This window comes from Klebsiella sp. P1954 (genome assembly GCF_018199955.1).
GTDB lineage: Bacteria > Pseudomonadota > Gammaproteobacteria > Enterobacterales > Enterobacteriaceae > Klebsiella > Klebsiella pneumoniae.
Genome location: NZ_CP073373.1, coordinates 5,129,060 through 5,144,115, shown reverse-complemented (window position 1 = coordinate 5,144,115; position 15,056 = coordinate 5,129,060). Strand labels below are relative to the sequence as shown.

Sequence of the window (15,056 nt, the reverse complement as noted above, 5' to 3'; positions counted from 1 at the left end):
ACCGCCTCCTTACGCCGCTTTCGGCTGTTTTTCATACAGGAAATGGAGGATCTGCTGGCGCAGATGGTGATACCGGCTGTCGTCCGCCAGCTGAACGCGGTGGCGCGGACGCGGCAGATCGACCGCGAGGATCTCGCCGACCGTCGCCGCCGGACCGTTGGTCATCATCAGCACCCGATCCGAGAGCAGCACCGCTTCATCAACGTCGTGGGTGATCATGACGATGGTGGTATTGAGCTCCTGCTGGATATGCATCACCGTGTCCTGGAGGTGGGCGCGGGTCAGCGCATCCAGGGCGCCGAAGGGCTCATCAAGCAGCAGCACTTTCGGCTTCATCGCCAGCGCCCGGGCGATACCCACCCGCTGCTTCATGCCGCCGGAGATCTCCCCGGGACGTTTGTGCAGCGCATGACCCATCTGTACGCGCGCCAGGTTGTGTTCGATCCACTCCCGGCGCTCACTCTTGCTCATGGTGCGACGGAACACCTGATCCACCGCCAGCGCCACATTGTCGAAACAGCTCAGCCACGGCAGCAGCGAGTGGTTCTGGAAAACCACCGCCCGCTCCGGCCCGGGACCGGCGATTTCCCGGTTATCACACAGTAGTCCGCCCTCGGTAGGGGTGGTGATCCCGGCGATCAGGTTCAGCAGGGTCGATTTTCCGCAACCCGAGTGGCCGATCAGGCTAATGGTCTCCCCTTCGACGATATCGAAGGAGACATTCTGCAGCGCCAGGAACTCGCCGCTGGCGGTGTTGAAGCGTTGGCTGACGGCCTGCACCTGAATTAATGGTTTCATGTTGGCTCCTTATTTTTCCTGCCAGCTAAAGCGGCGAGCGAGCAGCATCAGGCCCTGCTCCAGCAGCAGGCCGACGACGCCGATAATGACGATGGCGATGATGATGTTTTCCACATTGAGGTTGTTCCACTCGTTCCAGATCCAGAAGCCGATCCCCAGCCCGCCGGTAAGCATTTCCGCCGCCACGATCACCAGCCAGGCGATGCCGATGGAGAGGCGCACGCCGGTAAGCACCGCCGGCAGCACCGCTGGAAAGAGGATTTTGCGCATCACCGTCCACTCCGAGAGCTGGAGGACGCGGGCGACGTTGAGATAGTCCTGCGGGATCCGCCGCACACCCTCCGCGGTGTTGATCACCATCGGCCAGATGGAGCAGATAAAAATGGTCCAGCTGGAAGCCGGCTCCGCCTTCTGGAACAGCAGCAGGCCAATCGGCAGCCAGGCCAGCGGGCTGACCGGGCGCAGCAGAGCAATCAGCGGATTAAACATGCGGGCGAAGAACAGCGAACGGCCGATCAAAAACCCCAGCGGAATGCCCGCCAGCGCCGCCAGGCCGAAGCCCACCGCCACGCGCTGCAGGGAGGCCAGCACGTTCCAGCCGATGCCCATGTCATTGGGCCCGTCCTGATAGAACGGATCGGCAAACAGGGTCAGCGCCGAGTCCAGCGTGCTCAGCGGCGTGGGAAAGCCTTTGCTATGCATCGCCGCCAGCTGCCAGGCCAGCAGCAGCACACCCAGCCCCAACAGCGGGGGCAGCAGGCGCTGGGTGAGCTCACGCAGCCAGCGCGTGACGGTCGGCGTGGTGCGCCGGACCTGCACCGGCGGCAGGATAATCACTTCGCCAGGCGCGTTGTCCACGCTGACGACCGGTTGCTTACGTTGTGCCTGCTTCATCTCATGCCCCCTTACGTTGAATAGAGAAATGGCGGGCGTAGCCTTCCGGGTCGGACCCGTTCCAGACCGTCCCGTCCATTAGTGTGCTGCTGCGCATCCTGGCTGCCGGCGCGCTGATCCCTCCTACCGCCTGGGCGGCAGCCTGCCAGACATCGATGCGGTTAATGCGCGACGCCACCGCGAGGTAATCCGGAGCCTGCTTCAGCAACCCCCAGCGGCGGAACTGGGTGAGGAACCACATCCCGTCCGACAGCCACGGGAAACTCACCTCGCCCCCGGCCCAGAAGCGCATCGGATGGGCATCCTGCCAGCGGCGGCCAAGGCCGTTGTCATACTCTCCAAGCATCCGGCCGGTGAGGTATTGCTCCTTGGTATTGAGCCAGCCGCGTCTGGCGAGCAGGCGGGCCGTCTCCCGGGTGTTCTCCGGCGAGGCGGCGATCCAGCGCTGCGCCTCCATCAGGGCCGCCACCAGCGCGCGGGCGGTGTTCGGGTTGCGTTCCACCCAGTCGCGACGGGTGCCCAGCACCTTTTCCGGATGCTCGGGCCAGATATCCTGGGAAGTGGCCGCGGTGAAGCCGATACGGTCGTTAATAGCGCGGGCGTTCCACGGCTCGCCGACGCAAAAGCCGCTCATATTGCCGATGCGCATGTTCATCACCATCTGCGGCGGCGGCACCACGACGGTGCGCACATCGTTGAAGGGATCGATGCCGGCGCTCGCCAGCCAGTAGTAAAGCCACATGGCATGGGTGCCGGTAGGAAAGGTATGGGCGAAGGTGTAACTGCCCGGCGCGCTGCGGTCGATCAGCCGCTTCAGCCCGCCGAGGTCGGTCACCCCTTTCTCCTGCAGCTCGCTGGAGAGGGTAATCGCCTGCCCATTGCGGTTGAGGGTCATCAAATTGGCCATCGCCTGCGGCTTGCTGGCGATCCCCAGTTCGAGGCCGTACAGCAGGCCATAGAGAATATGCGCCGCGTCGAGCTCGCCGGCCACCAGCTTGTCGCGCACCGCCGCCCAGCTGGCTTCCTTACTCGCCACCAGGGTGATGCCATATTTTTGGTCAAACCCCTTCGCCGCGGCGATGGCCAGCGGCGCGCAATCGGTCAGCGGAATAAATCCGACCCGCACGCGGGTTTGCTCCGGTTTGTCCGAGCCGCCGGCCCAGGCGGCCTGCATCACGCCCGGCAGCAGCATCGCGCCGCCCAGCGCGGCCCCTGCCTGCAGCAAGCGCCGCCGGGAAATTGAAAATTTGTCGCCCATATCCGCTCCACCATGCGCAAAAAAAAAGCGCCCGACAGTGCATACGCACTGCAGGACGCCTTTATCCACGGGCCCCCGAACCGCCATTGGTTCGTTGCCCGGACTTTTATTCACTTAATAAGTAATGCAAACGGGATGCCAGCTTTGGCAATAGCGCGCTGGCGGGCTTTTTCCCAACGCTGGCCGGTTTTTCACCTAAAAATGCACCGCCGGCAGGCAAAGAATGCCCATCGATTGTGCATCTACTCCTTTGGTGTTAGCGGCCAAATCGCCTTCACCATCAGCAGCGCGCGGGCTATCTCAACCATACGCTGGTTTTTGTCCATGGCCATCTTGCGCAGCGTCTGCCAGGCCTGCTCCTCCTGCATTCCCTGGTGCGTCATCAGCAGACTTTTCGCTTTTTCGATCAGCTTGCGCTCTTCGAGCACGTCTTTCAGCGAGGCCAGCTGGCTGGAGAGCTGCTGCAGCTCATAGGCCTGCTGGCGCACCAGCGGCAGTAGCTGTTTATCGAGCCGTGGCGTCACGCTATCGTCTTCCTCTCCGGCCTGCCAGCCAGGCGCGTCGTCTGCTAACAGCGCGTCGGTGGCATCCAGCAGATCGTCGATCAGTTGCTCTTCCACTTCGCGCAGTTGCTCAAGCCGTTGGGTTTGCAGGCCAAACCAGCGCAGCGCCGTTTCCCCGCCGTCGGCAGCCGGCTGGCGGGTACAGGCGATCCGCCGCAGCTGTTCAATATCCAGACCGGCGTGGCACTGGGTTCTGAACAACTGGACGGTCGCCGGGCTGCCCAGCGCCTGAAAGCTGTCGAAGCAGGGCTGCTGACCGTCAATACGGTCCACCAGCTGCTGGCGCAGGCTGTCGCTGAACTCGCCGCGGGTAAAGCCCAATGCTCCCAGCGCGCGCTCCTGGCCCACCAGCTCTTTTCCCTGCATAAAGCTGTACAGGGCGACCAACCGACCAGCCACCGGCGGATCGTCAATGCTGTCATTGAGCTGCGGGGCGATGTTCAGCAGATGGCGGATGACGCGGCTGAACTGCTCCGTCGCGGCTTCAGCGGCAATTTGCCGGCGGCCGATCTGCGCGCGTAGCGCCGGGAGCTGCGCCAGCTCGTCAACCGCTCTGGCGATACGCCAGCACAGCGCGCTGCCGGCTACCGCGCGCGCCCGTTCGAGGCTGGCATAAAACAGGGCTAGCCGCTCGTCAACCAGCGCCCCTCCCGCCCGACACTCCGCTGTATACAGCAAGCCGCCCGAGCAAAGATAGATATTCGACGCCCCGCGCTCACACTGCAGCATATGCACCAGCGCGCTGAGCTGGCTGGCCAGTTCCCCCAGTTGGCTAAGCTGCTGAAGCTGTTGTTTTTGCAGGCGACGCGCCAGCTGCAGCCAGGCCGTCGCATCGTGCGCATGACCAGTCGTATTATTCATACCCCTCCTCCGGGTTAACGCTTTATACTGCCTAAAGCAATAACCGTGCCTTTAAGAAGGAGTTTGTATGCAACGTATTGTGATCATCGCCAACGGCGCCGCCTACGGCAGCGAATCCCTGTTCAACAGCCTGCGCCTGGCCATTGCCCTGCGCGAGCAGCAGTCCGACCTCGATCTCAAGCTGTTTCTGATGTCCGACGCCGTCACCGCCGGGCTGCGGGGGCAGAAGCCGGCAGAAGGGTATAATGTGCAGCAGATGCTGGAGATCCTCACCGCCCAGCAGGTTCCCGTGAAGCTGTGTAAAACCTGCGCGGACGGCCGCGGGGTCAGCGCACTGCCGCTGGTTGACGGCGTGGAGGTTGGCACTCTCGTTGAGCTGGCCCAGTGGACCCTGGCGGCAGATAAAGTGCTGACCTTCTGAATCTGGGGCGCCAAACGGCAGGAAATATCAGGTTTCGCCGCCTGCAGAGGTAAAAAAAACGTTAGCTGAATGCTTTCAGGAACAACGTCATTTTTGTTTAATCTTTATCCCTTTTTTTGATCAAAATCAGCATCCCGACCCGCGCCGTTTGGTGTGATGCACAGAGCAAAGTGTGAACAATATCACGCGAGGACTGGGTGGGCAGGATGCTGTAGCGGGACAGAAACGGGGTATAAAATGGCGATGGTTAAAGCAAGTTTGACGTTATTTGGTGGTGACACGCTGGTGGTGCGGTGCTCAGAGCGCTGCCATATTCATCTGATGAGCGCGAAGGTCCCGGGCGACAGTCATGCGGATATTCTGAGCGTGCAGGATCGGGACAGCGCCTATCTGACGGTGCCCTACAGCGGCACCTGGAACGTGCTTATCGACAGTCACAGCCAGTCGCTGGAGCACTCCATCAGCTACGTGCCGGCCTGACCGTCACTGCCAGAACACATGCCCGGTCATGCCGGGCGTGGGATTCATGACAAACCTCATGCAATCATTGTACTTGCAGATTGCACCAGAAAAATAACAAGGAAAATCAATTTATTGATTTTCGGCTGATAACCACCAGTAAGGAAAAACCACGCTTTTTCCTTACTGGTCAGCAATCGGACGCCCGGTCATGCCGGGCGTTTTCTTTTGCGCGCGCTCAGGCCAGGCCCGGCGTCGGACTCTCGCCCAACAGCGCGCGGACGCTGGCCACCAGGTCATCGAGACTGGCATCGTGCATGCCCAGCTTGCGCAGCGCCTGCTCAAGCGAAAACAGATACTGGGCGTTGGTGCCGAGCGGCCCGCTGGCCCGGGCGATCAGCGGGGCGATAACCTGGGCACTGGTATCCGGTTCAAACAGTGGATGGCGCGGATCCATAATAAACACCAGGGCATTCACCGTCCGTCCGTCGTCCAGCTCCAGCTTGCACCAGGTGGGCAGATAGCAGCCGGTGATCATCTCCCGCTTCCACAGCAGGGTCAGCTCCTCCTCCAGCGTGTCGTCAGGCAGACGATAGGCGACGCCGGTGGTTCGGCCGCCCTCTTTGAGAGCCAGCATGCGTCCCGGCTGGCAGGCACTACCGCGCCCGGCGGTCAACCGCAGGCAAAACGCGCGGTGCCAGCCCGGCAGCGTGCCGGTGCAGGACTCGCGATAATTGAGCGCCGGGTTCCAGATAAGCGAACCGTAGCCAAAGATCCATACTGAGCCATCATCCGGGCGGCAGGCCAGCGTCGCCGCCAGCGAGGCTGCACGTTGTTCTGCCGACCAGAGTAGCGATTCCTCAATAGCGCCAAACGCTGTCTTACAATCCGCATTCATTAAGAAATCACGAGTTAACACTGTTTACTACCTCCGCCACTGCCCGCTTCCCGGCGTTCGTCTCATGCATCCGTCAATATTGCTGAAATATTATCCAGCTTTATCTTTCAATAAGCAATCAGCGGGGCGCTGGCAAGCGAAAAAGCGGCGTCAGCGATTATTTTTTCTTATGCCACTTATCATCATCGCCTTTCTCATAGCTGTTCTTCACCGCCGCCCAGGCGACTTTGTGCGCCGTCTCTTCGCGGCTGGCGTCATCGCGCCGCTCGTCTTTATCTTTATATTGATCCCAGGCGCTGTTAAACGCTTCTTTATAAATTTCCTGCGCATGGGCAGGCAGTACATGCTGAACGCTGTCGGGGAGTTCTTGTTTACTGCGATAGGGCATACTGACCTCCTGTTTGAGCATTAAGTTTAAGTCTGGTACGCAGTCGGCTGGCTATCAAGGTCAAAATGAGTAGAAAAATTATTTTAGTAATTATCTGAATAATAAGAACTAAATATAAGTAAACATAAATTATAATAAACTAATCAAGATATCCCTCGATACCCGTAAATTTAAGTAAAAAACCAGCGGTAATTTAGCAAGATCTGTTACTTTACCGCCCTACGTTTTTATAATTATAACACCTGCATAAATGGAGATGGTTCATGACCCATGCACATGAGGCGGTAAAAACCCGCCATAAGGAGTCTTCCCTCGTCTTTCCGGTGCTGGCGCTGGCGGTGCTGTTTTTCTGGGGCAGCAGCCAGTCACTGCCAGTGGTTATCGCGATCAATATCCTCGCGCTGGTCGGCATTTTGAGCAGCGCCTTCAGCGTGGTCCGCCACGCCGACGTCCTCGCCCACCGCCTGGGCGAACCCTATGGCTCCCTGATTTTAAGCCTGTCGGTGGTTATCCTTGAGGTCAGTTTGATCTCTGCCTTAATGGCCACCGGCGACGCCGCGCCGACCTTGATGCGGGATACCCTCTACTCCATTATTATGATCGTCACCGGCGGTCTGGTCGGTTTCTCTCTGCTGCTGGGCGGGCGTAAATTCGCCACCCAATATATGAATCTGTTCGGCATTAAGCAGTATCTTATCGCCCTGTTTCCGCTAGCGATTATCGTGCTGGTCTTTCCGATGGCGCTGCCGGGCGCGAACTTCAGCACCGGGCAATCGCTGCTGGTGGCGGTAATTTCGGCGGCCATGTACGGCGTTTTCCTGCTTATTCAGACCAAAACCCATCAGAGCCTGTTTGTTTATGAGCATGAAGACGACAGCGACGATGACGACCCGCACCACGGTAAACCGTCCGCCCATAGCAGCGGGTGGCATACCGCCTGGCTGCTGGTGCACCTGGTGGCAGTGATCGCGGTTACCAAAATGAACGCTAACCCGCTGGAAACGCTGTTGACCAGCATGAATGCCCCGGTGGCCTTTACCGGCTTCCTGGTGGCTCTGCTGATCCTGTCGCCGGAAGGCCTTGGCGCCCTGAAAGCGGTGCTCAACAATCAGGTACAGCGGGCGATGAATCTGTTTTTCGGCTCTGTGCTGGCCACCATCTCGCTGACGGTCCCGGTGGTCACCCTCATCGCCTTCCTGACCGGCAATGAGCTGCGCTTTGGCCTTGGCGCCCCGGAGATGGTGGTGATGGTCGCCTCGCTGGTGCTGTGCCATATCTCCTTCTCCACCGGACGCACCAATGTGCTGAACGGCGCGGCCCACATGGCGCTGTTCGCCGCCTATCTGATGACCATTTTCGCCTGACCCCGTTTTCCCACCCGGCGGAGTCCGGGCGAAAAAAAGCCTGCCGGTTTTGACGCCGGCAGGCTTTTTTACTGATGCAGTCAGGCTTACTTGCTGGTATCCAGCTCGTCGAAGCTTTTCACCAGATCGTCAATCGCTTTCATCTGTTTGAGGAACGGCTCCAGTTTATCCAGCGGCAGCGCGGACGGGCCGTCGCATTTCGCGTGGTCCGGATCCGGATGCGCTTCAATAAACAGACCGGCGATACCTACCGCCATACCGGCGCGGGCCAGCTCGCTCACCTGCGCACGACGACCGCCGGAGGCTGCGCCAAACGGGTCGCGGCACTGCAGCGCGTGGGTGACGTCGAAAATGACCGGCGAGTTGTTGGAGGCTTTCTTCATCACGCCGAAGCCGAGCATATCCACGACCAGGTTGTCGTAACCGAAGTTAGCGCCGCGGTCGCAGAGGATTACTTTGTCGTTACCCCCTTCGATAAACTTATCGACGATGTTGCCCATCTGACCCGGGCTGACGAACTGCGGCTTCTTGACGTTGATCACCGCCCCGGTCTTCGCCATCGCTTCCACCAGGTCAGTCTGGCGCGCGAGGAAAGCCGGAAGCTGGATCACGTCCACCACGTCAGCTACCGGCTGCGCCTGGCTGGCTTCATGAACGTCGGTGATGATTTTCACGCCAAAGGTCTGCTTCAGCTCCTGGAAAATCTTCATCCCTTCTTCCAGACCCGGCCCACGATAGGAGTGGATGGAGGAACGGTTGGCTTTATCAAAGGAGGCTTTGAAGACGTAGGGAATACCAAGCTTCTGCGTAACGGTGACATAATGTTCGCAGATACGCATCGCCAGGTCGCGCGACTCCAGCACGTTCATCCCGCCGAACAGCACGAACGGCAGGTCGTTCGCTACGTTGATATCACCAATGCTAACCACTTTTTGTTTCATAAGTTCGCCTTATCAGGGTGTAACCGGAATGGTTCCAGACTAATGCAATGTAATTTGTTTATGCGAAATCGTGTTGATCTGCGCGCGGATCATCTCGCTGATCGGATCCTCCGGGCACTGCTCAACGAAATAGCTCAGATCCAACAGCGCCACGTGATCGCAGTCCAGCTGGGCGTATATCAGCCCGCGGTCGCGGATCTCATACGGATCTTCCGGATTAAACTGCAGCAGCGCTTCGCTGGCGCGCAGGGCCAGCTCCATCTGCCGCTCTTCCATCAGCGCCGACTTCAGGGTGTCCAGCAGCTTGCGGATCACCTCGGCGTTATCCGCTTCGTCGAGATCTTCATTAAACAGTTCCGCCACCGGCCCGATGTTGCCCTTCAGCCATACCTCCAGGGTATGCTCGTCGAGGGTCTCGCCGTTAAACGGATTAATCAGCCACATCTCTTCGCTGGTTTCCGGGTCCGCACGCAGCAGCATCTGGGTCGGGAAGATCACCGGCACCACCGGCAGCGCCAGGCGCTGGGCGATCCACAGCAGGATCGCGCCTAACGACACCGCGCTCCCCTGGCGGTTAACCAGCACTTTATCCAGCCATAGCGCGTCGGAAAGACGATACACGCCCTGCGAGGCGCCAAAGCCCCACTCGTCGTAAAACAGCTCCAGCAATCGTTCTATCTGGCGCTCCTGGTCCCACGACGGCGCAATCTCCTCCTGCGCGAGGCGCAGCAATCGCTGCAGCTCTTCCTCGACAAAACGCGACGGAAAATCGTCGCGGACCTGTTCAGAAATGAGGACCATGCCATCACACAATGGCGCTTTGTTAAATTCGAAATCCGCTAATGACCCCATGACCTACCCCAGTATCGGTATTCTTGTGATGGCGAGTTGAATGATGATAAACAACACCACCAGCGCCAGCAGGAACGCGATAAAGCGGCTCTGCTGGCTGCGCGGACGACGACGGCCCAACGCGATAAAACCTAATGCGATGTAAATGATAACGCCAAACAGCTTTTCAGTCAGCCATGCGCCGTCTTCTGTGAACGGCAGGTAGTGCGTTATCGCCATTAACCCTGCGCCGCTGAGAAACAGCAGCGTATCGCTGCAGTGCGGCGCAATTCGCACCCACCGCTGGTTCAGCAGCGGGCTCTGGTGATACATCCACCAGTAACGTAAAACGAACAATCCTACCGACACCGCCACTGTGGCAATGTGCAGGTAGAGGACAGCCGTGAATAAGTTCATCAGCCAACATTCTCCATGTCGGGTAAACGTCCGAGGGTCAGACGCTCATTGTCGCCATAGTCGCGACAGGTCGCGACGTCCAGATAGCCCGCTTCGCGGAACAGCGCGCGAACCGCCTCGCCCTGAGTCCAGCCATGCTCCAGCAGCATCCAACCGCCGGGCTGCAGATACTGCCGTCCCTCGCGGATGATATGCGCCAGATCGGCCAGCCCCTGGTCGCCTGCGACCAGCGCCGTCAACGGCTCAAAGCGCACATCGCCTTCGGCGAGATGCGGGTCGGCGGCGTCGATATAGGGGGGATTGCTGACGATCGTGGCGAAGCGCTGCCCGGCCAGCGCGCTAAACCAGTCGCTTTGACTTATCGTCACGTTAGCGATGCCCAGATGTTCGGCATTGCGCAACGCCAGCGCCACGGCGTCCGGCATCACGTCCACCGCGGTGACCTCACAGTCCGGACGTTCGCTGGCCAGCGCCAGGGCAATGGCGCCGGTCCCGGTGCCGAGGTCGAGAATACGGCACGGCGCGGTTGGCAGACGCGCCAGCGCCTGCTCTACCAGACATTCGGTATCCGGGCGGGGGATCAGCGTCGCCGGGGAGACGAACAGCGGCAGCGACCAAAACTCGCGCTGCCCGACCAGATGAGCAATAGGTTCCCCGCGCTGGCGTCGCACCAAGAGCGCCTCCAGCCTCGCCGCCTCGTCAGCAGAGAGCGTCGTTTCACCGAAGGCCAAAATCCAGGTTCGCGCCCGGCCGGTAACGTGTCCCAGCAAGATCTCGGCGTCGCGTCTCGGGCTGTCGCTCTCCGCCAGGCGGGCGATCGCCTGCTGCAGCCAGGCCTGAAAGGTCATCATTCCTGCTCGGACAGCGCCGCCAGCTGATCGGCCTGATGTTCCTGGACAATCGGCTCAATCAGCATGTCGAGTTTGCCCTCCATCGCCTCATCCAGACGGTAGAGCGTCAGGTTGATGCGGTGGTCGGTCACGCGGCCCTGCGGGAAGTTATAGGTGCGATTGCGGTCGCTGCGGTCGCCGCTGCCCAGCAGGTTGCGGCGCGTGGAGGCTTCCGCCTGCTGACGTTTGGCCACTTCGGCGGCGCGGATGCGCGCGCCCAGCACCGACAGCGCCTTGGCTTTGTTTTTATGCTGAGAACGCTCGTCCTGGCACTCCACCACGATGCCGGTGGGCAGGTGGGTAATGCGGATAGCCGAGTCGGTGGTGTTAACGTGCTGACCGCCTGCCCCGGAGGAACGGAAGGTATCGATGCGCAGATCCGCCGGGTTAATGTCCGGCATTTCGGCTTCCGGCAGCTCCGGCATCACCGCCACCGTACAGGCGGAGGTGTGGATCCGCCCCTGCGATTCGGTGGCCGGCACACGCTGCACGCGATGGCCGCCGGATTCAAATTTCAGCCGACCGTAAACGCCGTCGCCGCTGATCTTGGCGATCACCTCTTTAAAGCCGCCGTGCTCACCTTCGTTGGCGCTGAGGATCTCTACCTGCCAGCGGCGCGATTCTGCGTAACGGGTGTACATGCGGAACAGATCGCCGGCAAACAGCGCTGCTTCGTCGCCGCCGGTCCCGGCGCGCACTTCCACGAAGGCGTTACGCTCGTCATCAGGATCTTTCGGCAGGAGGAGAACCTGCAGCTGTTGCTCCAGCTGGTCGCCTTTTTCTTTGGCGTCACGCAGCTCTTCCTGCGCCATTTCGCGCATTTCCGGATCGTCGAGCATCATCTGCGCGGTTTCAATATCCTCCTGCACCTGACGCCAGTCGGTATAGCAGCGCGCCACATCGCTCAGTTGAGCATACTCCCGCGACAGCGCGCGGAATTTATCCTGATCGGCAATCGTCGCGGCATCGCCGAGCAGCGCCTGCACTTCTTCATGGCGCTCGTACAACGCTTCCAGTTTGGCAACAATAGAAGACTTCATAGGCGTGAATTCACCCTGTCCTGAAAATAAGAGAAAGGTGCGCTATTCCAGCCCGAGGCTGTTGCGCAGAATATGCAGACGTTCGTCGTCCCCGTCACGGGCGGCCTGCTGAAGAGATTTGGTTGGCGCGTGGATCAGGCGGTTAGTGAGCTTGCGCGCCAGATCCTGCATAATTTCCTGGGCATCACCGCCCTGCTCCAGCGCGGCCAGCGCTTTCGCCGTCAGCTCCTCACGGACCTGCTCAGACTGAGAACGGTATTCGCGAATGGTCTCGCTGGCGCTCTGCGCACGCAGCCAGGCCATAAATTCGCTGGTTTCCTGCTCGACGATCGATTCCGCCTGCACCGCGGCAGCCTTACGCTGCGCCAGGTTATGCTGAATAATGTTTTGCAAATCGTCGACGCTGTAGAGGTAGGCGTTAGCCAGTTTGCCGACCTCTGGTTCAACGTCGCGCGGGACGGCGATATCCACCAGCAGCATCGGCTGGTTACGCCGCGCCTTAAGCGCACGCTCCACCATGCCTTTGCCGATGATCGGCAGCGGGCTGGCGGTGGAGCTGATAATGATGTCGGCCTCTTTCAGCCGTTCGTCGATATCGCTGAGGGCTATCACCTCGGCGCCCACTTCCTCCGCCAGCGCCTGGGCGCGTTCACGGGTGCGGTTGGCGATCACCATTTTGCGCACATGATGTTCGCGAAGATGGCGCGCTACCAGCTCAATGGTTTCACCGGCGCCGACCAGTAACACGGTGACGCTGGAGAGCGATTCAAAGATTTGCCGCGCCAGGGTACAGGCGGCGAAAGCCACAGAGACCGCGCTGGCGCCGATATCGGTTTCGGTACGCACGCGCTTAGCCACTGAAAAGGATTTCTGGAACATCCGCTCCAGCTCGCTGACGTTAAGATGGCCGCGGCTGGAGTCGGCGAAGGCTTTTTTCACCTGGCCGAGGATCTGCGGCTCGCCCAGCACCAGCGAATCGAGGCCGCTGGCGACGCGCATCAGATGGCTGACGGCGTCATTATCCTGATGCCAGTAAAGGCTTTTTCGCAGGTCTTCTTCGTTGAGGCCGTGGTAGTTGCACAGCCAGCGGATCAGCGCTTCCTGCAGGTTATCCTGCTCTTCGACGCTGAGATAGAGTTCCGTGCGGTTGCAGGTCGACAGCACCACCCCACCCTGCACCATCGGCTGAGCCAGCAAGCTCTCCAGCGCCTTATCGAGCGTTTCCGGCGAAAACGTGACGCGTTCTCGCAGGGCGACCGGAGCTGTTTTGTGATTGATGCCAAGAGCTAAAAGGGTCATTGTGAGGGAGTAGTACCAGCGTTGCTAAGGTTAGTCTGAGTGCATCATACAGGATGCGCGTAATCAATAAAAGAGAGGCTCCCCTTTTGGAGTAATAGTTAAAGCAAGACCGCCATTAAGGTTAATTTTTTGATTTCAGACAACTTGAACGTAGACGCTATCGCCCGGCGACGCTAGCATTAAGGGTTATAAATGTAACCTGCTACACAAATCGGCCCGCTGTTCCCTGTCGCCGTTTTTCCCTGTAGACATCAAGGATTTGTCATCATTATGAATCGACTGTTCCGCCTGCTGCCGCTGGCCAGCCTCGTCCTCACCGCCTGTTCTCTTCATACGCCGCAAGGGCCTGGCAAAAGCCCGGATTCGCCGCAGTGGCGTCAGCACCAGCAGGCTGTCCGCAGCCTCAATCAGTTCCAGACCCGCGGGGCGTTTGCCTATCTTTCCGATGAGCAAAAAGTCTATGCCCGCTTCTTCTGGCAGCAAACCGGCCAGGACCGCTATCGCCTGCTGCTGACCAACCCGCTGGGCAGCACCGAGCTGTCGCTGACCGCGCAGCCGGGCAGCGTGCAGCTGATCGATAACAAAGGCCAGACCTATACCGCCACTGATGCCGAAGAGATGATTGGCCGTCTGACCGGGATGCCGATCCCGTTGAACAGCCTGCGCCAGTGGATCATCGGCCTGCCGGGCGACGCCACCGACTATTCGCTGGACGATCGGTACCGTCTGCGTGAACTGAACTATACGCAAAACGGCAAAACCTGGCACGTGACCTACGGCGGCTACACCAGCGATACCCAGCCAGCCCTACCGTCCAATGTCGAGCTGAACAATGGCGCTCAGCGCATCAAGCTGAAGATGGATAACTGGATCGTGAAATGATGACCCGCTGGCCCTCTCCTGCAAAACTGAATCTGTTTTTATATATCACCGGCCAGCGGGCCGATGGTTACCATACCCTGCAAACGCTGTTTCAGTTTCTCGATTACGGCGATACGTTGACCATCGAACCGCGTACTGACGGCCAACTGCGCCTGCTGACGCCGGTGGCCGGCGTGCCGGACGAGGAGAATCTGATCGTTCGCGCCGCGCGTCTGCTGATGCATGCCGCCAGCGAAAGCGATCGCCTGCCGGCGGGCAGCGGCGCCGATATCAGTATCGATAAGCGCCTGCCGATGGGCGGCGGCCTGGGCGGTGGCTCCTCCAATGCCGCCACCGTGCTGGTGGCGCTCAACCATCTGTGGGGCTGCGGTCTCTCGGAAGATGAGCTGGCGACTCTTGGCCTTCAGCTGGGGGCCGATGTGCCGGTTTTCGTGCGCGGCCATGCCGCCTTCGCCGAGGGGGTGGGTGAAATACTGACGCCGGTAGAACCCGAGGAAAAATGGTACCTGGTGGCCCACCCGGGGGTCAGTATTCCGACGCCGATCATTTTTCGCGATCCGGAGCTACCACGAAATACCCCGCGCCGGTCAATTAATACGTTATTAAATTGTGAATTCAGCAACGATTGCGAGCTTATCGCAAGAAAACGTTTTCGCGAGGTTGATGCCGCGCTTTCCTGGCTGTTAGAATATGCGCCGTCACGCCTGACCGGCACAGGGGCCTGTGTGTTTGCTGAATTTAACACCGAATCCGCTGCCCGCCAGGTGCTGGACACTGCCCCGGCATGGCTAAATGGCTTTGTGGCGCGCGGAGTTAACCTTTCGCCGCTCAAGCAGGCCCTGCTCTGAATCC

Annotated in this window: 17 protein-coding genes; 5 read left to right on the top strand and 12 right to left on the bottom strand. The window is 59.8% G+C overall.

Annotated features, from left to right (window positions below):
• Positions 1–9 precede the first annotated feature (9 nt).
• The 4 genes from KB890_RS24710 to nasR form a co-directional block, all read right to left on the bottom strand.
• The gene (locus KB890_RS24710; RefSeq protein ID WP_004145418.1) at positions 10–798 is read right to left on the bottom strand and encodes an ABC transporter ATP-binding protein; all 789 of its coding nucleotides are present in this window, start codon (positions 796–798) and stop codon (positions 10–12) included.
• Between the two features lie 9 nt (positions 799–807).
• Positions 808–1,692, bottom strand: coding sequence for a nitrate ABC transporter permease (gene ntrB / locus KB890_RS24705; RefSeq protein WP_004152255.1), 885 nt, complete (start codon positions 1,690–1,692; stop codon positions 808–810).
• A gap of 1 nt (position 1,693) precedes the next feature.
• A complete protein-coding gene (locus tag KB890_RS24700) occupies positions 1,694–2,950 on the bottom strand; it encodes a CmpA/NrtA family ABC transporter substrate-binding protein (RefSeq protein WP_004175561.1) in 1,257 nt (418 codons plus the stop codon).
• Between the two features lie 242 nt (positions 2,951–3,192).
• On the bottom strand, positions 3,193–4,374 hold the full coding sequence (nasR, locus tag KB890_RS24695) for a nitrate regulatory protein NasR (RefSeq protein ID WP_004180386.1): 1,182 nt from the start codon (positions 4,372–4,374) through the stop codon (positions 3,193–3,195).
• Between the two features lie 67 nt (positions 4,375–4,441).
• Here nasR and KB890_RS24690 point away from each other — a divergent pair, with 67 nt between their 5' ends.
• Together KB890_RS24690 and KB890_RS24685 are read left to right on the top strand one after the other, a co-directional pair.
• Positions 4,442–4,795, top strand: a complete 354-nt coding sequence (locus KB890_RS24690) for a DsrE/DsrF/TusD sulfur relay family protein (RefSeq protein WP_002910380.1) — start codon at positions 4,442–4,444, stop codon at positions 4,793–4,795.
• 237 nt (positions 4,796–5,032) lie between these two features.
• Positions 5,033–5,275 (top strand): DUF1883 domain-containing protein, encoded by a 243-nt coding sequence (locus KB890_RS24685; RefSeq protein WP_002910387.1) that lies wholly within the window; start codon positions 5,033–5,035, stop codon positions 5,273–5,275.
• 217 nt (positions 5,276–5,492) lie between these two features.
• Here the strand turns inward: KB890_RS24685 and KB890_RS24680 are convergent, their stop codons facing one another.
• Entirely contained in the window at positions 5,493–6,173 is a 681-nt protein-coding gene (locus KB890_RS24680) for a gamma-glutamylcyclotransferase (RefSeq protein WP_004152258.1), read from the bottom strand.
• Positions 6,174–6,309: 136 nt separating this feature from the next.
• Positions 6,310–6,540, bottom strand: a complete 231-nt coding sequence (chaB, locus tag KB890_RS24675) for a putative cation transport regulator ChaB (protein ID WP_002910389.1) — start codon at positions 6,538–6,540, stop codon at positions 6,310–6,312.
• Positions 6,541–6,803: 263 nt separating this feature from the next.
• On the opposite strand from chaB, the gene chaA reads away from it, so the two are divergent.
• Positions 6,804–7,904, top strand: a complete 1,101-nt coding sequence (gene chaA, locus KB890_RS24670; RefSeq protein WP_002910392.1) for a sodium-potassium/proton antiporter ChaA — start codon at positions 6,804–6,806, stop codon at positions 7,902–7,904.
• Between the two features lie 86 nt (positions 7,905–7,990).
• On the opposite strand, the gene kdsA is transcribed toward chaA, so the two are convergent.
• The 6 genes from kdsA to hemA are packed head-to-tail and all read right to left on the bottom strand — an operon-like array spanning position 7,991 to position 13,322.
• Positions 7,991–8,845, bottom strand: coding sequence for a 3-deoxy-8-phosphooctulonate synthase (gene kdsA / locus KB890_RS24665; RefSeq protein WP_002910393.1), 855 nt, complete (start codon positions 8,843–8,845; stop codon positions 7,991–7,993).
• Between the two features lie 39 nt (positions 8,846–8,884).
• Positions 8,885–9,697, bottom strand: coding sequence for an invasion regulator SirB1 (gene sirB1, locus KB890_RS24660; RefSeq protein WP_002910395.1), 813 nt, complete (start codon positions 9,695–9,697; stop codon positions 8,885–8,887).
• Positions 9,698–9,700: 3 nt separating this feature from the next.
• On the bottom strand, positions 9,701–10,093 hold the full coding sequence (sirB2, locus tag KB890_RS24655; RefSeq protein WP_004145428.1) for an invasion regulator SirB2: 393 nt from the start codon (positions 10,091–10,093) through the stop codon (positions 9,701–9,703).
• Positions 10,093–10,941 carry a peptide chain release factor N(5)-glutamine methyltransferase gene (gene prmC / locus KB890_RS24650; RefSeq protein ID WP_004180387.1) on the bottom strand — a complete coding sequence of 283 codons (849 nt, stop codon included), beginning with the start codon at positions 10,939–10,941 and terminating at the stop codon, positions 10,093–10,095. The genes sirB2 and prmC overlap by 1 nt, the downstream gene beginning before the upstream one ends.
• Complete coding sequence (prfA, locus tag KB890_RS24645; protein WP_002910403.1) at positions 10,941–12,023, bottom strand: peptide chain release factor 1; 1,083 nt, start codon at positions 12,021–12,023, stop codon at positions 10,941–10,943. Before prfA ends, prmC begins: the two co-directional genes overlap by 1 nt.
• A 42-nt stretch (positions 12,024–12,065) precedes the next feature.
• Positions 12,066–13,322 carry a glutamyl-tRNA reductase gene (gene hemA, locus KB890_RS24640; protein ID WP_002910404.1) on the bottom strand — a complete coding sequence of 419 codons (1,257 nt, stop codon included), beginning with the start codon at positions 13,320–13,322 and terminating at the stop codon, positions 12,066–12,068.
• Between the two features lie 270 nt (positions 13,323–13,592).
• On the opposite strand from hemA, the gene lolB reads away from it, so the two are divergent.
• Positions 13,593–14,204, top strand: a complete 612-nt coding sequence (lolB, locus tag KB890_RS24635) for a lipoprotein insertase outer membrane protein LolB (protein ID WP_002910405.1) — start codon at positions 13,593–13,595, stop codon at positions 14,202–14,204.
• Complete coding sequence (gene ispE, locus KB890_RS24630; protein WP_004898981.1) at positions 14,204–15,052, top strand: 4-(cytidine 5'-diphospho)-2-C-methyl-D-erythritol kinase; 849 nt, start codon at positions 14,204–14,206, stop codon at positions 15,050–15,052. The genes lolB and ispE overlap by 1 nt, the downstream gene beginning before the upstream one ends.
• Positions 15,053–15,056 lie beyond the last annotated feature (4 nt).

Bases quoted from the DNA above. Each gene is read 5' to 3' on its own strand.
- KB890_RS24710 (WP_004145418.1), bottom strand. From the start codon at position 798: ATGAAACCATTAATTCAGGTGCAGGCCGTCAGCCAACGCTTCAACACC.
- ntrB (WP_004152255.1), bottom strand. From the start codon at position 1,692: ATGAAGCAGGCACAACGTAAGCAACCGGTCGTCAGCGTGGACAACGCG.
- KB890_RS24700 (WP_004175561.1), bottom strand. From the start codon at position 2,950: ATGGGCGACAAATTTTCAATTTCCCGGCGGCGCTTGCTGCAGGCAGGG.
- nasR (WP_004180386.1), bottom strand. From the start codon at position 4,374: ATGAATAATACGACTGGTCATGCGCACGATGCGACGGCCTGGCTGCAG.
- KB890_RS24690 (WP_002910380.1), top strand. From the start codon at position 4,442: ATGCAACGTATTGTGATCATCGCCAACGGCGCCGCCTACGGCAGCGAA.
- KB890_RS24685 (WP_002910387.1), top strand. From the start codon at position 5,033: ATGGCGATGGTTAAAGCAAGTTTGACGTTATTTGGTGGTGACACGCTG.
- chaB (WP_002910389.1), bottom strand. From the start codon at position 6,540: ATGCCCTATCGCAGTAAACAAGAACTCCCCGACAGCGTTCAGCATGTA.
- chaA (WP_002910392.1), top strand. From the start codon at position 6,804: ATGACCCATGCACATGAGGCGGTAAAAACCCGCCATAAGGAGTCTTCC.
- kdsA (WP_002910393.1), bottom strand. From the start codon at position 8,845: ATGAAACAAAAAGTGGTTAGCATTGGTGATATCAACGTAGCGAACGAC.
- sirB1 (WP_002910395.1), bottom strand. From the start codon at position 9,697: ATGGGGTCATTAGCGGATTTCGAATTTAACAAAGCGCCATTGTGTGAT.
- sirB2 (WP_004145428.1), bottom strand. From the start codon at position 10,093: ATGAACTTATTCACGGCTGTCCTCTACCTGCACATTGCCACAGTGGCG.
- prmC (WP_004180387.1), bottom strand. From the start codon at position 10,941: ATGACCTTTCAGGCCTGGCTGCAGCAGGCGATCGCCCGCCTGGCGGAG.
- prfA (WP_002910403.1), bottom strand. From the start codon at position 12,023: ATGAAGTCTTCTATTGTTGCCAAACTGGAAGCGTTGTACGAGCGCCAT.
- hemA (WP_002910404.1), bottom strand. From the start codon at position 13,322: ATGACCCTTTTAGCTCTTGGCATCAATCACAAAACAGCTCCGGTCGCC.
- lolB (WP_002910405.1), top strand. From the start codon at position 13,593: ATGAATCGACTGTTCCGCCTGCTGCCGCTGGCCAGCCTCGTCCTCACC.
- ispE (WP_004898981.1), top strand. From the start codon at position 14,204: ATGACCCGCTGGCCCTCTCCTGCAAAACTGAATCTGTTTTTATATATC.